The sequence below is a fragment of the Novosphingobium nitrogenifigens DSM 19370 genome (assembly GCF_000192575.1).
GTDB lineage: Bacteria > Pseudomonadota > Alphaproteobacteria > Sphingomonadales > Sphingomonadaceae > Novosphingobium > Novosphingobium nitrogenifigens.
Genome location: NZ_GL876935.1, coordinates 126,973 through 140,712 on the forward strand (window position 1 = coordinate 126,973; position 13,740 = coordinate 140,712).

The window sequence follows — 13,740 nt, forward strand, 5'->3', positions numbered from 1 at the left end:
TACGAAAAAGCCGGGGCTCACACCCCGGCTTTTTCATTGCAGCACCAAGACGGGCCCCGGAACGATCAGTCCATGTGCTTGAGCCCGACGCGCAGGTAATCCCATCCGGTCACCAGCGTCAGCACCGCCGCCGTCCACAAGGTCACCAGTCCGACCGAATGCGGCACGTTGAACACAAGCCCGATGGCATCGACGTTCCAACCAGGCAAGGCGCGCCCGAGGATCAGCGAACCCAGTGCAACCATCTGCGCCGTCGTCTTCCACTTGGCGAGTCGGGACACCGGGACCGAAACCTGCAATCCGCCCAGGAATTCGCGCAGGCCCGAAACCGCGATTTCGCGGACGAGAATGACCAGTCCCGCAATGACATGGAGCGATCCGACATAAGGACCGGTCATCACGCCACGCGCGGCCAGCACCAGGATGACCGCCGCGACCATGATCTTGTCCGCGATGGGGTCGAGGAAAACCCCCAGCTTCGAGACCGCCCCCTGCGCCCGAGCAAGATAGCCGTCGAAATAGTCGGTAATGCCCATCAGGCAATACATCGCAAAACCAAGCCCATAGCCCATCGGCCAGTCCGGCCACCACAACAGGCCGACCAGCAAAGGCACCGCGACAATGCGCGAAAGCGTGAGAATATTGGGCAGGGTTAGCATCGCGGGACGGAGCATTAACGGTTCCGGGGCCACAAGGAAACAGCCGTGTACGCGTCTGCGTCGAAACAGCGCAAGCTCCGTAGATGGCTCTTGCCCGCGCCCGTTTGGGCGCTAAGGAACTTGGCATCGAAGGATGCCAATCGGGACTGAATGACAACCACCACCCACCTGATCCGCCAGCGTCGTTTTCTGCCGCTGTTTGTCACGCAGTTGCTCGGGGCATTCAACGACAACCTCTACAAGAACGCGATGCTGCTGTTCGTGGTCTACAGCATCTACAATTCCGAAAAGCAGGAAGCCCGCTTTTCGGCGATTGCCTCGGGGCTGTTCATCCTGCCCTTTTTCCTGCTCTCGGCACTCGCCGGGCAGCTTGCCGACATGCGCGACAAAGCCAAGCTTATCCGCATCATCAAGGCCTGCGAAGTCGGGATCATGCTGGTGGGCGGCTGCGGGCTCCTGCTGGCGTGGAACCGCATTTCGGTCGAAGCCTTGTCGATCCCGCTGATGCTGGCGGCCCTTCTCGCCATGGGCGTCCATTCCTCGTTCTTCGGCCCGATCAAGTACGCCATCCTGCCCCAGCATCTGCACGAAAACGAAGTGCTCGCGGGCACCGGCCTTGTCGAGGCTGGCACCTACCTTGCCATTCTTGCCGGAACGATCCTTGCCGGTTTCATCCCGGTGCAATGGGCTGCCGGAGCGGTCGTCGGCACGGCTGTCGTCGGCTTCTTCGCGTCGCAGGCGGTTCCCCCCGCCCCGCCGATGATGGAACCCGAGCCGATCGACCTCAACATCGTGCGCTCGTCGGTCCGGCTCGTGCGCATGACAACCCGCCACCCGCGCGTGTTCCTCGCCATTGCCGCGATCAGCGTGTTCTGGTCGATCGGAGCGGTCCTGTTCATCCAGTTCCCGCCGCTTGCCAAGAACGTGCTCGGCGCCAGCAAGAGCGTCGCCAGCCTGTTCCTGGTGATTTTCTCGGTCGGGGTCGCCATCGGCTCGATGTCGGTCAATCACCTGCTGCGCGGCAAAGTCTCGGCCCGCTATGCGGCAGCCTCGGTCGTGATGATGGCGGTCTTCGTGATCCTGTTCGACCTCGTGTGCCGTTCGTGGATACGCCACACGCCCTCAGGGCATGCCGTCGAATTGCTCGACGTCATCGCCTTCGTGCACCAGCCGCTCGCCCTGCCGCTGCTTGCCACACTGCTGGGCATCGCGATTGCCGGAGGCATGTTCGTCGTGCCGCTCTATGCTTTCCTGACCACGGTCGTGGACAAGGCCGAAACCTCGCGCACGATCGCGGCCAACAACATCGTCAATGCCGGGGCCATGGTGATCGGCTCGCTCGTCGCCGTGGGCCTGAGTGCAGCAGGCGTTGCCATCGTTCACCAGTTGCTGCTGAGCGCTGCGATGTGCTCGGTCACGGCCTATCTCGGCCACCGCCTTTACAAGGTCGAACGCGCCCACGCGGGCGAGATCGAGCACACCTTTTGATACCCTGACGAAACGTCAGGGCAGGCTGATACCCTGACGAAACGTCAGGCCAGGCCGATACCCTGACGGAACGTCAGGCCAGGAACGTCTGCAGCGCGAGAAAGCAGGCGCAATAGGCCAACAGGAAATCGCGCACGTCCTGCGCGGAAATCCGTTTCCAATCGAGATCGGGCGAGCGCAGCGCATGGCGCTTCATCGCCGCTTCCACTTCCGGTTCGTAACGGGGCATCGGCATCTCGAGCCGAGCCTTGACCGCAAGGGGGAGATTGCGGCGGAACCGGTTGCCTTCGCCCGGACGGCCGGGCACGAGGGAGATCGCTGTCATGGCTCGGTTTTAACCGAATTTTAACCAGCCACACATCCCTCGCCGGAGTGATTCTCCTCCCCCGTACCGGAGCGGGACAGCCGACTATTCGACCAGACCGCCCGCCATCTCGAGCAACAGGGCCCATTCGGTCGGACGCACCGACGAAACCGACAGGCGCGACAGGCGCAAAAGATCCATCTCGGCCAGTGCAGGCGTCGCCTTGATTTCCGCCAGCGTGATCGGACGGGCCAGTTTCGCCACCGGGCGCAGCTTGACCGCAGCCCATTTGCCTTCGGGATCGGTGGGGTCGGTCAGGCCGGGAACGGAAATCGTCGCCACCGCGACAATCTCGCGCCCGATGTTGGAATGGTAGAAAAAGACGAGATCGCCTTCGCGCATCGAACGCAGGTTGCGCGCGGCGAGATGATTGCGCACGCCGTCCCACGTCCCCTCGCCCTCGGCGACGAGATCGTCATAGCTGTAGACATCCGGCTCCGACTTCATCAGCCAGAGCTGCTTGCCGGTCACGTCGGGATTGGCAAAAGTGGTCATGATCCTCCAAGGGAATCCGGTCACAGAAAATGGAATTGCCGCATGTCGCCTGAAACGCCCGTCCTGCCAACCCTGCCGGTCATCTCATTGGCCGACGATCCGGCCGGTCTGCCCAAAAAACTGGCCGATAGCTTTGGTCGTTTCGGTTTCGCGATGGTGGCCGACCACGGCATCGCCCCGGCGCTGATCGCGCAGGCCTGGCGCCTGACGCAGGATTTCTTTGCCCTGCCCGACGCGGAAAAGCAGCGCTACGTACTCAAGGGCAAGGGCGGCGCGCGCGGCTACACCCCCTTCGGCACAGAAATCGCCAAGGGCGCCCCGATCCACGATCTCAAGGAATTCTGGCACATCGGGCGCGACCTGCCCGCCGGACATCCGCTCGGCACCACCATGCCGCCCAACATCTGGCCCGAACGCCCCGAACATTTCACCGAGACGTTCACCGCGCTCTTTGCCGAATTCGACCGCGTGGGCAGCGGCATCCTCTCGCACCTCGCCCTTGCGCTGGGTCTTGCCCCCGACTGGTTCGCGCCTGCCATTGCCGACGGCAATTCAGTGCTGCGCCTGCTCCACTATCCGCCGATCGCGGACGCTCCGGAAGGGGCCATTCGCGCCGGGGCACACGAGGACATCAATCTCATCACCCTCCTGCTCGGCGCCGAGGAAGCCGGGCTCGAACTGCTGACCCGCGAAGGGGAATGGATCGAAGTCACTCCGCCCGAAGGCGCACTGGTCATCAATATCGGCGACATGCTGCAACGGCTGACCAATCACGTGCTGCCCTCGACCACGCACCGGGTGCGCAATCCCAGCGGTGAACGCGCGAAATTCAGCCGCTATTCGATGCCGTTCTTCCTGCACTTGCGCAGCGATTTTGAAATCCGGACTCTGCCCGGCTGCATCAGCGCGGACAATCCCGATCGCTATCCTGCGCCGATCACCGCCGATGCTTACCTGCAACAGCGCCTGCGCGAAATCGGCCTGATCATGTGATCCCGCGAGCCCCCGATGCCGGTGACGCGGCATTGGGGGCTCGACGAATTATACGGACCTGCGATGGGAGAAACTCATCACAGGTTGGATTACCAGACCCGCACCCGCTGTTCGGGCGGCAGATAGAGCTTGTTGTCCGGCTTCACATCGAAAGCCGCGTACCAGGGATCAAAATTGCGGACGATCCCGTTGACCCGATAGATTTCCGGACTGTGCGGATCGCTCAGCAATTGCTGACGCAGCGCCTCGTCACGCGCCTTGCCCTGCCATGACTGGGCAAAGGCAAGGAAGAACCGCTGATCCCCGGTCATGCCATCCATTTCCGGCGCTTCGCCATGACGGACAAGATAGCGGTGATAGGCCGCATAGGCCGCTTCCAGTCCGCCCAGATCGGCAAGGTTTTCGCCCAGCGTCAAGGCGCCCTTGATATGCACGCCGGCAATCGGCTCATAGGCATCGAACTGCTTGACCAGGTTCTGCGCATGGGCAGTGTAACGCTTGGCCGCGAGCGGGGTCCACCAGTCGGTCAGCCGCCCCTGCCCGTCGAACTGACGCCCTTCGTCATCGAAACCGTGCCCCATCTCATGCCCGATGGTCGCCCCGGCCCCGCCATAGTTGACCGCCGGATCGGCATTGGGGTCAAAGAACGGCGGCTGCAATTCGGCAGCGGGGAACGTGACCTGATTGGTAGTCGGGTCGTAATAGGCATTCACCGTCTGGGGCGTCATGTCCCACAGCCCGCGATCGACCGGCTTGGGGAAACGCTTCACGCGCAACGCCCATTCGAACCGCTGCGATTCCATCGCGTTCGCCAGCGGATCATTGGCAACGGGGTGGAAATCGGTGTAATCGATGAACGTCCTGGGCCCTGCCACGCGGGCCTCGAACGCGGCGAGCTTGGCGAGCGCCGCCTTGCGGGTCGGTGCATCCATCCACGCGGCATGATCGATCTTGTCGGCATAGGCCACGCGCAGGTCGCCGATCATCTCGTCCATCTGCTGCTGCGCGGCGGGCGACCAGTGAGCCTTGAGGTAGATCTGCCCGACTTCCTCGCCGAGCTGGTGGTTGAGCAACGAAACCCCGCGCTTCCACCGCGCCTTTTGCGTCGGAATGCCCGACAGCGTCCGGCCATAGAAGGCAAAATGCGCTTCATCGAATTCCGGCGGCAGATAGGCCGCCATGCCGCTGATGAAATGGAACGTCAGGTAATCCTTCCACAGATCAACCGGATCATAGGCAAGGCGGGCCCCGATCGCCCGGATCGCGCTCGGCTGCCCGACGATGACGGTCGACGCCTGTGCCAGTCCCGCGCGGGCGAGCATGGCATTCCATTCGACGCCGGGCGCATAGGCGGCCAGTTTCGCGCGCAGGACCGGATTGTAGGTGGCCTTGGGATCGCGCAGCTTTTCCGGTTCCCAGAACGAGCGGGCCACCGCCGTTTCAAGCGCGAGGATCAATTGCGCTTTCTTCGCCCCGTCGGGAATGCCCGCCAGAGTGAAGATTTTCTCGATATACCCGACATAGGCACTGCGCACGGCGGCATATTTCTCGCCGGGATCGAGGTAATATTCCCGCGCGGGCAGCCCCAGTTCGCCCTGATCGGCGGTGACGACGTAACGGGCCGGGTTCCTGAAATCGGACGAAATGCCGATCGCAATCGGGCTCGAATAGCCCGGCTCGGCCATCAGCTCCATCAACTCGCGCCGGGTGTGCACCGCCGCGATCTTGGCCAGCCAGGGCTGCAACGGGGCAAGTCCGCGCGCGGCAATGCCCTTTTCATCCATCCAGGCGCTGTAAACCGCCGCGATGCGTTTGGCGCCCGGCGTATCGGGATGCGCGACGGCCTGCTCGGCAATCGCGCGGATATCCTCCTCGACCTTGTCGTCGAGGTCATAGTTGTATCCGACCCGCGCCTTGTCGTCAGGAATCCGCGTCGTCTTTACCCAGACGCCTTCCATATAAGAAAAGAAGTCGTCGCCGGGCACGACGTCGCGATCCATCAGGGCGGTGTCGAGACCAAAACTGCCATAGCGCGGCTGATCGGGTGCGGGATCGGCATCTTGTGCCATCACTGCCACCGGCATCAGCGGCAGACCGACCAACGCAACCCGGACCGCACGGCGCAACCACGTCGTCGTCATCCAACCTCCATGAATTTAGGGATCGGCAAGGCCCCCCGCCGATCAATCATGAAGCGATAGCACAACCTGATAAACGCCGCATTTACCGCAAGCGCGAGCGTTCAGCCCCGATCGGCAAACCGCGGCCGCCGCTTTTCGCGAAAGGCCAGCAGTCCTTCGCGAAAATCCGCCCCGGCAAAGGCACCGTCGAACGCCGCATCGAGCGCCGGATCATGCCCGAGCGGAGAGCGCCGCACCGCCTGCTTGAGCGCAGCAAGGCTCGCGGGCGACTGCACCGCCATGGCGTGTGCGAGCCCATGGGCAGAGGCGAGAGCATCGTCCGCCTGCACTTCGACCAACCCGATCCGCGCGGCTTCGGCCGTATTGATCACTTCGGCGGCATAGAGCAGGCGCCCGGCCTGTCCCGGCCCGACCAGCGCGACCAGTCGCGCCACGTCTTCCTGCGGATACGTGATGCCGAGCTTGGCCGGCGTGATCGCAAACCGCGCACGCGGGCCTGCCACACGCATATCCGCCGCGAGAGCCAGCGCAACGCCCGCGCCGAAACAGTCGCCGTCGATTTCGGCAACCACCGGCATGGGCAGCCCCGCCAGCGATTCGAGTGCATGGCGCATGATCTCGCGGAACGGCGCCCGCGCCGCCGCGTCGTCGGCCAGACCGATGATCTCGCGCAAGTCCGATCCTGAACAGAACATGCCATCGGTTGCCGAACGCACCACGACGGCACGCACCGCGCTGGTATCGATCGCGGCAACCGCCTCGGACAACGCGCGCCAGCCTGCAAGCCCGAGCGCATTGCGCGTGGCTGCGGCGGTCAGTTCGATCGTGGCAATCCCGTTGGCAATCGCATGCGAAATCATGAACCTGCTCCCTTCCCCTTCCCCCTAGCGACGCGCCCGCAAGCCAACAAGGCCGACCGATGGACTGGACGGCGATGGCAGGAAAGCTAACCCAGGGTCATGACCGCCGCCTCCCCCACTCCCCGCCCCCACCTTGGCCTTGTCGCGGCAACGCTGGTCGGGCTCGGCATGATCATGTCCACCGATGCGCTCAAGACTGCGCCGACGGTGGCGCTCAATGTCGCGCCGGGCGGTTTTCTCTGGCTGTGGATCGCCGGGGGACTGGTCTCGCTGATCGGTGCACTGTCCTACGTCGAGATGGCCTGCGCCTTCCCCGATGCGGGCGGGGAATACAGCTTTCTGACGCGGGCATGGGGATCGCGCGTCGGCGCGCTCTATGCCTGGTCGCGCTTTGCGGTGATGCACACCGGTTGGATCGCCCTGATGGCGCACTTGCTGGCCGACTATGTCAGTGCGCTCGTGCCCCTGGGGTCACTTGGACGCACGCTGGTCGCGCTTGCGGTAGTTGCCGCACTTGCGCTCCTCAATTGCATCCACGTCCGGCTGGGGTTCCTGACACAGGCGCTACTGGTGGGCCTCGTCGCATTGGGCTTCCTTGCCGTCACGGCGGCAGGTTTTTCGGTGACGCCGCCTCCGCTCGCCGCCACACCGCCCCCCACCGAACCCCATCTGGGCGTTGCCCTCATCTACGTCTTCCTCGCCTATGGCGGATGGAGCGACATGGCAACCTTGTCGGCTGAACTCAAAGCCGGTCGGCGCGGCATGGCCGTGGTGACGATCGGCGCCGTGCTGCTGTTGATCGCCATCTATGTCGCGCTCAATGCGGCGATGCTGCACGGTCTGGGCTGGGCACGTCTGGCACAGAGCACTGCACCGGGCGCCGATGTCGCCCGCGCCGCATTCGGAGCCCCCGGCGCCGTCGTCATCGTTGCCGTCGTCGCGATCTCGGCCATCGCCAGCATCAATTCGACTCTGATCATCTGCGCGCGAATCACATGGGCGGCGAGTCGGACCCTCCCACGTCTTGCCATGCTCGGTCACTGGCATCCCGAACGCGGCACACCCGCGCGCGCGGTCGGGGCGGTTGCCGCCTTTTCGCTGGTGCTGACGGCACTCGCCGGTTTCACGACGAGCGGCTTTGGCGCCATGGTCGACTACATGACCCCGGTCTATTGGGTGTTCATGGCGCTCGGAATGGGCGCCTCGATTCGCCTGCGCCGCCGTCATGATGGGCAAAGGGGGCACGACTTCCCCGTCCGCACGCCGCTGTTTCCGCTTTTCCCACTGGCCTTCATCGCGCTGGCGCTGGTGATGCTGTGGTCGTCGCTGACCCAGATGGGTCCGGGCGCGCTGTTCGGCATGGGCGTCATGGCCGCCGGACTGCTGCTGGAGCGATTCGCGGCAAAGGCGGTTTCGGGAAGGACAGTTCCGGGCTGACGCCACAGGCCCCGGAAACAAACAAGAACGCTGAAACGAGAAAAGGGCCCCGAAAGGGGCCCTTTATCACTTCCCTACCGGGAAGAAGGAGGAAACTGGTGGAGCCGAGGGGGATCGAACCCCTGACCTCTACAATGCCATTGTAGCGCTCTCCCAGCTGAGCTACGGCCCCACGATGTTTCCTGTTCGGCGGCCCTGGGAGGCTGCCGTGCCGGTCAGTGTTCGCTGCCGGGAGCCGTGCCTCTAAGGGGGGTCCCTGCTGCTGGCAAGAGAAAAATTCAAACCTGCCGAATTTTTTTGTGCGCCCCCGTTTCACGCACCGTTCCCCAAAGGAACGAACCCGGCCAACACCTTGCGGTGCGGCCGGGTCGGGTCATCAACCTTCTTCGTCCTCGCCGTCGTGGCCGGCAACGCCCAGATCGTCGTCGCCACCCAGATCGACATCGTTGTCCGGCGAATCGCCGTCCTCGTCGATGTCCAGATCCTCGTCGGCCAGATCGACGTCGGCGTCGGTGTCGACCTTTTCCTTCTGGATCTCTTCGTAGGGGATGGGCTGCTTCGACTTCAGCACAGGCTCGGGAATCCAGCTGTACTTGCATTCGACGCAGGTGACCGGATCACCCTTGCCCAGATCATAAAAGCGGGTGCCGCACTTCGGACAGCTGTGCTTGGCGCCCCATTCAGGCTTGACCATGAAGTTTCCTCAAGTCCTGTCCGCCACGGACCTCCCGGCGCGGACGCGAATCTGCACGAGTGTTGAACGCTCGGCTTCATGCAATCAAGCCGGCATCCTCTCGAAAGAGCCCGGCGCCTTGCCATAGCCGCGCGTCGCTGTCAAAAGCCGCGCGCATTTGCCCCCTCTCCCGTTCGGAAAGGCTTTTCGTGTCCACTTCCTCCGCCCCTCATGCTCTGGCCCGGCGCTTCCTGGCCAAAGGGCCTCTGACCGGTCGCATCCGCGTCCCCGGTGACAAGTCGATCAGCCATCGCTCGATCATGCTCGGCGCGCTGGCCGTGGGCGAAACCCGCGTGACCGGCCTGCTCGAAGGCGAGGACGTGCTCTCGACCGCAGCCGCCATGCGGGCCATGGGCGCCACGATCGAACGCCAGGGCAATGGCGACTGGCTGGTTTCAGGCGTGGGCGTGGGCGGCCTGCTGCAACCGGCCGGTGCGCTCGACATGGGCAATTCGGGCACTTCGACCCGCCTCTTGATGGGCCTTGTCGCCAGCCATCCGATCACCACCTGCTTCGTGGGCGATGCCAGCCTGTCCAAACGCCCGATGGGCCGGGTCATCACCCCGCTTTCGCAAGTGGGCGCGGCCTTCACGACTTATCCGGGTGGTCGCCTGCCCCTGCTGGAAACCGGTACGGATACGCCGGTGCCGATTTCCTATCGCCTTCCCGTCGCCTCGGCACAGGTGAAAAGCGCGGTGCTGCTCGCCGGACTGAACACGCCGGGCGTGACGACCGTGATCGAACCGGTCCCGACGCGCGACCATTCCGAACGCATGCTGCGCGGTTTCGGCGCGGCCCTTACCGTCGACATCGACGAGGACGGCGCGCGGATCATCCGCCTCGTCGGACAGCCCGAGCTCAAGGCCCAGGACATCGTCGTTCCGGGCGATCCCTCGTCGGCGGCGTTCTTCGTCGTTGCCGCCCTGCTCGTACCGGGGTCGGATCTCGTGGTCGAGAACGTCGGCCTCAACCCCACCCGCGCCGCGCTCTTCGACGTGCTGCGCCTGATGGGCGGGCAGATCGAGGAAATCGATCGCCGCGAAGTCGGCGGCGAACCGGTCGCCGATCTCCACGTCCGCGCCAGCACGCTCCACGGGATCGAAGTCGATCCGGCCGTCGTGCCGAGCATGGTCGACGAATTCCCGGTCCTGTTCGTGGCCGCGGCCCTTGCCGAAGGACGCACGGTGACTTCGGGCCTTGAAGAACTGCGCGTCAAGGAATCGGACCGCATTTCCGCCATGCGCGCCGCGCTCCATCTTGCCGGTGCGCGCGTCGAGGAAACCGCAGACGGGCTCATCATCGAGGGGACCGGCGGCAAATTGCTGAACGGCACCGGCAATGCCGCCGTCGCGACGCATCTCGACCACCGCATCGCCATGTCGATGGCCGTTGCCGGGCTCGCCAGCCAGACCGGCGTGACCGTCGACGATACGCGCCCCATCGCCACCAGCTTCCCCGTTTTCGAACACCTCCTGAGCGAAGTGGGCGCCGTATGATCATCGCCGTCGACGGCCCGACCGCTTCGGGCAAAGGCACCATTGCCAAGGCGCTGGCCCGCCATTTCGGCATTCCCCACCTCGACACCGGGCTGCTCTATCGCGCAGTCGGGCGGCAAGTGGACCTCAATGGCGGCAATCCCGACGATCCGGCCGACGCACTGGCCGCGACTGCCTTTCCCGACAGCCTGCTCGACGATCCCGCGCTGCGCAGCGAAGCGACCGGCGGCCTTGCCAGCCGGGTTTCGGTCCATCCGCAAGTGCGCGCCGCCCTGCTCGCCCGGCAACAGGATTTCGCCAACCAGCCCGGCGGCGCCGTGCTCGATGGACGCGACATCGCGACCGTGATTGCCCCCCATGCCGATGCCAAGCTGTTCGTGACGGCCAGCGTTGCGGCCCGCGCGCTGCGCCGGTTCATGGAAATGCGCAGCCGGGGCGAAGACGTGACCCGCGAAGCGATTGAGGCCGACCTTGCCGCCCGCGACGAACGCGATGCGGCCCGCGCGGTTGCTCCCCTGCGCCAGGCCGAAGGCGCGGCCAAGCTCGACACCTCGGCCATGTCGCCCGAAATCGCCATCGCGGCGGCCATCGCCCTCGTCGAAAAACAGGTCCAGCTTCAAAAGCAAACGGGAGCCTGACAGGCCGCTTGCAAGGCTACGTATCCCCCATGCTCCGGCTGAAACCGGGGCATGTCGGGCCGTTCTTCTCGTGCGTGGTAAACGCCCCACAAAGCATGAGACGAACCGCCATGGACCATCCCCCCGCCCCGAACACTATCCCCGTCTCGGACACTTTCCCCGCTCCGGACACTTTCCGCCGCCGCGCCCCGCGCGTCGGGTTCGAACTGCCGGTGCGGTGCAAGCACGGCCTTGTCCGCTCGACCGTCATGCTCAAGGACATGACCCGCTTCGGCGCCCGGATCGAAGGCGTGGAATTGCCGCGCCTGGGCGAACCGATCACGCTGCTGCTGCCCGGACAAGCCGCGCGCATGGCCTTTGTGGTATGGGCACGCGGGCGCACCTCGGGCCTTGAATTCGGCGACCCGCTCCATCAGCAGGTGTTCGACGACCTCATTCGCGACTATGCCATCGGCACGGCCATGAGTTCGACGGCAAGTTCGGCGGCAAGTTCAGGGCGCGGCGCCCCGCTCGCCCATCCGGCGCCCATGCAAATTCGCTCGGCGGCCTGATCAGGCGCATTTTCGCGAGCAGGCCTTGCAATTTGCGACCGATGGGCTAAGGGGCGCAGCTTCCTGCTCCGCAAGGACCGGGTAAGAAGAAAGCCGGAGGGGCCCCGCAATCCCGCGGACAAGCCAGCGATCGGTTAGCATTGCAAAGGACGCATGGTACATGCCGCTTTACGAGCATGTCTTTCTCGCGCGCCAGGATCTGAGCCAGTCTCAGGTTGACGCGCTCGCCGCCACCGCCACCGAAATCGTCGAAGCCAACCAGGGCAAGGTCACCAAGACCGAAACCTGGGGCCTGCGTTCGCTGGCCTACAAGATCCAGAAGAACCGCAAGGCTCACTTCGTCCTGCTCAACATCGAAGCCCCGGCGGGCGTCGTGGCCGAGCTCGAGCGTCAGACCTCGATCAACGAAGACATCATCCGCTTCCTCACCGTGCGCGTGGACGAACTCGAAACCGGCCCCTCGGTGATGATGCGCAAGAACGACCGCGAACGCAGCCGCCGCCGCGAACGCGAAGGGGAATAATCCATGGCCCGTCCGTTTTTCCGCCGCCGCAAGAGCTGCCCCTTCTCGGGCAAGAACGCTCCGAAGATCGACTACAAGGACGTGCGCCTGCTTCAGGGTTTCATGTCCGAACGTGGCAAGATCGTCCCCAGCCGCATCACCGCGGTTTCGGCCAAGAAGCAGCGTGAGCTGAGCCAGGCGATCAAGCGCGCCCGGCACCTCGGCCTGCTGCCCTACATCGTCAAGTAAGGAGCGCCTGACATGCAGATCATCCTGCTCGAGCGCATCGAAAAGCTGGGCACCATCGGCGACGAAGTGACCGTCAAGGACGGTTACGCGCGCAACTACCTGCTGCCCAACAAGAAGGCGCTGCGCGCCAACGACGCCAACCGCAAGATCTTTGAAGCCAATCGCGCGCGCATCGAGGCTGAAAACGCCGCTCGCCGCGAAGAAGCCCAGAGCGAAGCGTCGAACGTCGACGGCAAGGAAGTGGTGCTCATCCGCGCTGCTTCGAACGCCGGCCATCTCTATGGTTCGGTTTCGGTCCGCGACATCACCGACGGCCTCGTGGCCCAGGGCTGCAAGGTTTCGAAGGCCATGATCGTGCTCGAACGCCCGATCAAGACCATCGGCGTCTTCGACGTGCGCGTTGCGCTGCACCCCGAAGTGGCCGTTACGGTCAAGGCCAACGTCGCTCGTTCGCCCGATGAAGCCGAGCTTCAGTCGAAGGGCGTGAACGTCATCGACGCGATGTTCGAAACCGAAACCGGCGGCTTCACCGAAGCTTACGATCCGAACGCAGAACCGGGCGAAATCCCGGCCGACCTGCTCGAAGAAGGCACGGCGGAAGCCGAAGCCTGATCGTAGCCGAAACGGTTATGCAAAAGGGGCGTCTCTGCAAGGAGGCGCCCTTTTTCGTTGTCCGATGCCATCGGGACCGTTAGGCCGCGTGCAAAATCACGCAGGAATTCCAACGATGATCGCAGCCGGTACCAGCTTCAAGGACAACCTTCGGCAACTGCCCCCGATCGACGGCGTGCAGCGCATCGACCTGATCGACGAAACCGGCACCGTCGTCGCCTCGATCGAAAACCAGCCGGGCAAGCAAGGTTCACTGGCAGTCTATCAATACCTTGCGCAGACGTTCGACGCACTGGACGCCAAGGCCGCCGAACACGGCCTCCTCATCTTCGCCGAACACACCCCCGACGCCCGCACCCGCCCCGGCGCCCACCCCAACATCGACCGCCTCCTCACCATCGCCGAAGGCGGCACCCCCCTGCGGATCGAGATCGTCGCCATCGAGGGGTAAGGCGGGTTAGGAAATGCGAAGGGCGGAAAGCTGCCTTTCCGGCGGCGAAGCGCCTGCGGCGGTACCCGACC

16 protein-coding genes and 1 tRNA gene are annotated in these 13,740 nt (G+C 64.4%); 10 read left to right on the plus strand and 7 right to left on the minus strand.

Going from position 1 to position 13,740, the window contains the following annotated elements; translation table 11 throughout:
- Nucleotides 1-65: 65 nt before the first annotated feature.
- Nucleotides 66-659 carry a CDP-diacylglycerol--glycerol-3-phosphate 3-phosphatidyltransferase gene (gene pgsA, locus Y88_RS16760; protein WP_008071398.1) on the minus strand — a complete coding sequence of 198 codons (594 nt, stop codon included), beginning with the start codon at nt 657-659 and terminating at the stop codon, nt 66-68.
- A 150-nt stretch (nt 660-809) separates the two neighbouring features.
- Here pgsA and Y88_RS16765 point away from each other — a divergent pair, with 150 nt between their 5' ends.
- Complete coding sequence (locus Y88_RS16765) at nt 810-2,147, plus strand: MFS transporter (protein WP_008071400.1); 1,338 nt, start codon at nt 810-812, stop codon at nt 2,145-2,147.
- A gap of 73 nt (nt 2,148-2,220) precedes the next feature.
- Here Y88_RS16765 and Y88_RS16770 read toward each other — a convergent pair whose 3' ends face one another.
- The gene (locus Y88_RS16770; RefSeq protein ID WP_018075622.1) at nt 2,221-2,472 is read right to left on the minus strand and encodes a hypothetical protein; all 252 of its coding nucleotides are present in this window, start codon (nt 2,470-2,472) and stop codon (nt 2,221-2,223) included.
- Nucleotides 2,473-2,556: 84 nt separating this feature from the next.
- Entirely contained in the window at nt 2,557-3,006 is a 450-nt protein-coding gene (locus Y88_RS16775; protein ID WP_008071403.1) for an EVE domain-containing protein, read from the minus strand.
- A 42-nt stretch (nt 3,007-3,048) separates the two neighbouring features.
- Between Y88_RS16775 and Y88_RS16780 the strand changes: the two genes are divergently transcribed.
- Nucleotides 3,049-3,999: an isopenicillin N synthase family dioxygenase gene (locus tag Y88_RS16780; RefSeq protein ID WP_008071404.1), complete on the plus strand. Its 951-nt coding sequence runs from the start codon at nt 3,049-3,051 to the stop codon at nt 3,997-3,999.
- 89 nt (nt 4,000-4,088) lie between these two features.
- On the opposite strand, the gene Y88_RS16785 is transcribed toward Y88_RS16780, so the two are convergent.
- On the minus strand, nt 4,089-6,140 hold the full coding sequence (locus tag Y88_RS16785; RefSeq protein ID WP_008071405.1) for a M13 family metallopeptidase: 2,052 nt from the start codon (nt 6,138-6,140) through the stop codon (nt 4,089-4,091).
- Between the two features lie 101 nt (nt 6,141-6,241).
- Nucleotides 6,242-7,000 (minus strand): enoyl-CoA hydratase/isomerase family protein, encoded by a 759-nt coding sequence (locus Y88_RS16790; protein WP_008071406.1) that lies wholly within the window; start codon nt 6,998-7,000, stop codon nt 6,242-6,244.
- A 99-nt stretch (nt 7,001-7,099) separates the two neighbouring features.
- On the opposite strand from Y88_RS16790, the gene Y88_RS16795 reads away from it, so the two are divergent.
- Nucleotides 7,100-8,437 (plus strand): APC family permease, encoded by a 1,338-nt coding sequence (locus Y88_RS16795; RefSeq protein ID WP_008071407.1) that lies wholly within the window; start codon nt 7,100-7,102, stop codon nt 8,435-8,437.
- Between the two features lie 96 nt (nt 8,438-8,533).
- Here the strand turns inward: Y88_RS16795 and Y88_RS16800 are convergent.
- Both Y88_RS16800 and Y88_RS16805 read right to left on the minus strand, forming a co-directional pair.
- A tRNA-Ala gene (locus Y88_RS16800) sits at nt 8,534-8,609 on the minus strand.
- A gap of 204 nt (nt 8,610-8,813) precedes the next feature.
- Complete coding sequence (locus tag Y88_RS16805) at nt 8,814-9,131, minus strand: FYDLN acid domain-containing protein (RefSeq protein WP_008071414.1); 318 nt, start codon at nt 9,129-9,131, stop codon at nt 8,814-8,816.
- Nucleotides 9,132-9,319: 188 nt separating this feature from the next.
- On the opposite strand from Y88_RS16805, the gene aroA reads away from it, so the two are divergent.
- From aroA to Y88_RS16840, 7 genes are all read left to right on the plus strand, one after another.
- Nucleotides 9,320-10,666, plus strand: a complete 1,347-nt coding sequence (gene aroA / locus Y88_RS16810) for a 3-phosphoshikimate 1-carboxyvinyltransferase (RefSeq protein WP_008071416.1) — start codon at nt 9,320-9,322, stop codon at nt 10,664-10,666.
- Nucleotides 10,663-11,304 carry a (d)CMP kinase gene (locus tag Y88_RS16815; protein ID WP_008071418.1) on the plus strand — a complete coding sequence of 214 codons (642 nt, stop codon included), beginning with the start codon at nt 10,663-10,665 and terminating at the stop codon, nt 11,302-11,304. Before aroA ends, Y88_RS16815 begins: the two co-directional genes overlap by 4 nt.
- 110 nt (nt 11,305-11,414) lie before the next feature.
- Nucleotides 11,415-11,855: a PilZ domain-containing protein gene (locus Y88_RS16820; protein ID WP_008071420.1), complete on the plus strand. Its 441-nt coding sequence runs from the start codon at nt 11,415-11,417 to the stop codon at nt 11,853-11,855.
- A gap of 160 nt (nt 11,856-12,015) precedes the next feature.
- Nucleotides 12,016-12,378, plus strand: a complete 363-nt coding sequence (rpsF, locus tag Y88_RS16825) for a 30S ribosomal protein S6 (protein WP_008071424.1) — start codon at nt 12,016-12,018, stop codon at nt 12,376-12,378.
- Nucleotides 12,379-12,381: 3 nt separating this feature from the next.
- Nucleotides 12,382-12,606, plus strand: coding sequence for a 30S ribosomal protein S18 (rpsR, locus tag Y88_RS16830; protein WP_008071434.1), 225 nt, complete (start codon nt 12,382-12,384; stop codon nt 12,604-12,606).
- 12 nt (nt 12,607-12,618) lie between these two features.
- The gene (gene rplI / locus Y88_RS16835) at nt 12,619-13,218 is read left to right on the plus strand and encodes a 50S ribosomal protein L9 (RefSeq protein WP_008071436.1); all 600 of its coding nucleotides are present in this window, start codon (nt 12,619-12,621) and stop codon (nt 13,216-13,218) included.
- 115 nt (nt 13,219-13,333) lie between these two features.
- Nucleotides 13,334-13,669, plus strand: coding sequence for a DUF2322 family protein (locus tag Y88_RS16840; RefSeq protein WP_008071438.1), 336 nt, complete (start codon nt 13,334-13,336; stop codon nt 13,667-13,669).
- The last annotated feature ends 71 nt before the right edge of the window (nt 13,670-13,740 follow it).

Excerpts from the sequence above, each read along its gene's own strand:
- Y88_RS16840 (WP_008071438.1), top strand. The coding sequence starts at position 13,334 with ATGATCGCAGCCGGTACCAGCTTCAAGGACAACCTTCGGCAACTGCCC.
- Y88_RS16765 (WP_008071400.1), top strand. The coding sequence starts at position 810 with ATGACAACCACCACCCACCTGATCCGCCAGCGTCGTTTTCTGCCGCTG.
- Y88_RS16805 (WP_008071414.1), bottom strand. The coding sequence starts at position 9,131 with ATGGTCAAGCCTGAATGGGGCGCCAAGCACAGCTGTCCGAAGTGCGGC.
- Y88_RS16785 (WP_008071405.1), bottom strand. The coding sequence starts at position 6,140 with ATGACGACGACGTGGTTGCGCCGTGCGGTCCGGGTTGCGTTGGTCGGT.
- Y88_RS16795 (WP_008071407.1), top strand. The coding sequence starts at position 7,100 with ATGACCGCCGCCTCCCCCACTCCCCGCCCCCACCTTGGCCTTGTCGCG.
- rplI (WP_008071436.1), top strand. The coding sequence starts at position 12,619 with ATGCAGATCATCCTGCTCGAGCGCATCGAAAAGCTGGGCACCATCGGC.
- Y88_RS16780 (WP_008071404.1), top strand. The coding sequence starts at position 3,049 with ATGTCGCCTGAAACGCCCGTCCTGCCAACCCTGCCGGTCATCTCATTG.
- Y88_RS16820 (WP_008071420.1), top strand. The coding sequence starts at position 11,415 with ATGGACCATCCCCCCGCCCCGAACACTATCCCCGTCTCGGACACTTTC.
- pgsA (WP_008071398.1), bottom strand. The coding sequence starts at position 659 with ATGCTAACCCTGCCCAATATTCTCACGCTTTCGCGCATTGTCGCGGTG.
- Y88_RS16815 (WP_008071418.1), top strand. The coding sequence starts at position 10,663 with ATGATCATCGCCGTCGACGGCCCGACCGCTTCGGGCAAAGGCACCATT.
- rpsR (WP_008071434.1), top strand. The coding sequence starts at position 12,382 with ATGGCCCGTCCGTTTTTCCGCCGCCGCAAGAGCTGCCCCTTCTCGGGC.
- Y88_RS16775 (WP_008071403.1), bottom strand. The coding sequence starts at position 3,006 with ATGACCACTTTTGCCAATCCCGACGTGACCGGCAAGCAGCTCTGGCTG.
- rpsF (WP_008071424.1), top strand. The coding sequence starts at position 12,016 with ATGCCGCTTTACGAGCATGTCTTTCTCGCGCGCCAGGATCTGAGCCAG.
- Y88_RS16790 (WP_008071406.1), bottom strand. The coding sequence starts at position 7,000 with ATGATTTCGCATGCGATTGCCAACGGGATTGCCACGATCGAACTGACC.
- Y88_RS16770 (WP_018075622.1), bottom strand. The coding sequence starts at position 2,472 with ATGACAGCGATCTCCCTCGTGCCCGGCCGTCCGGGCGAAGGCAACCGG.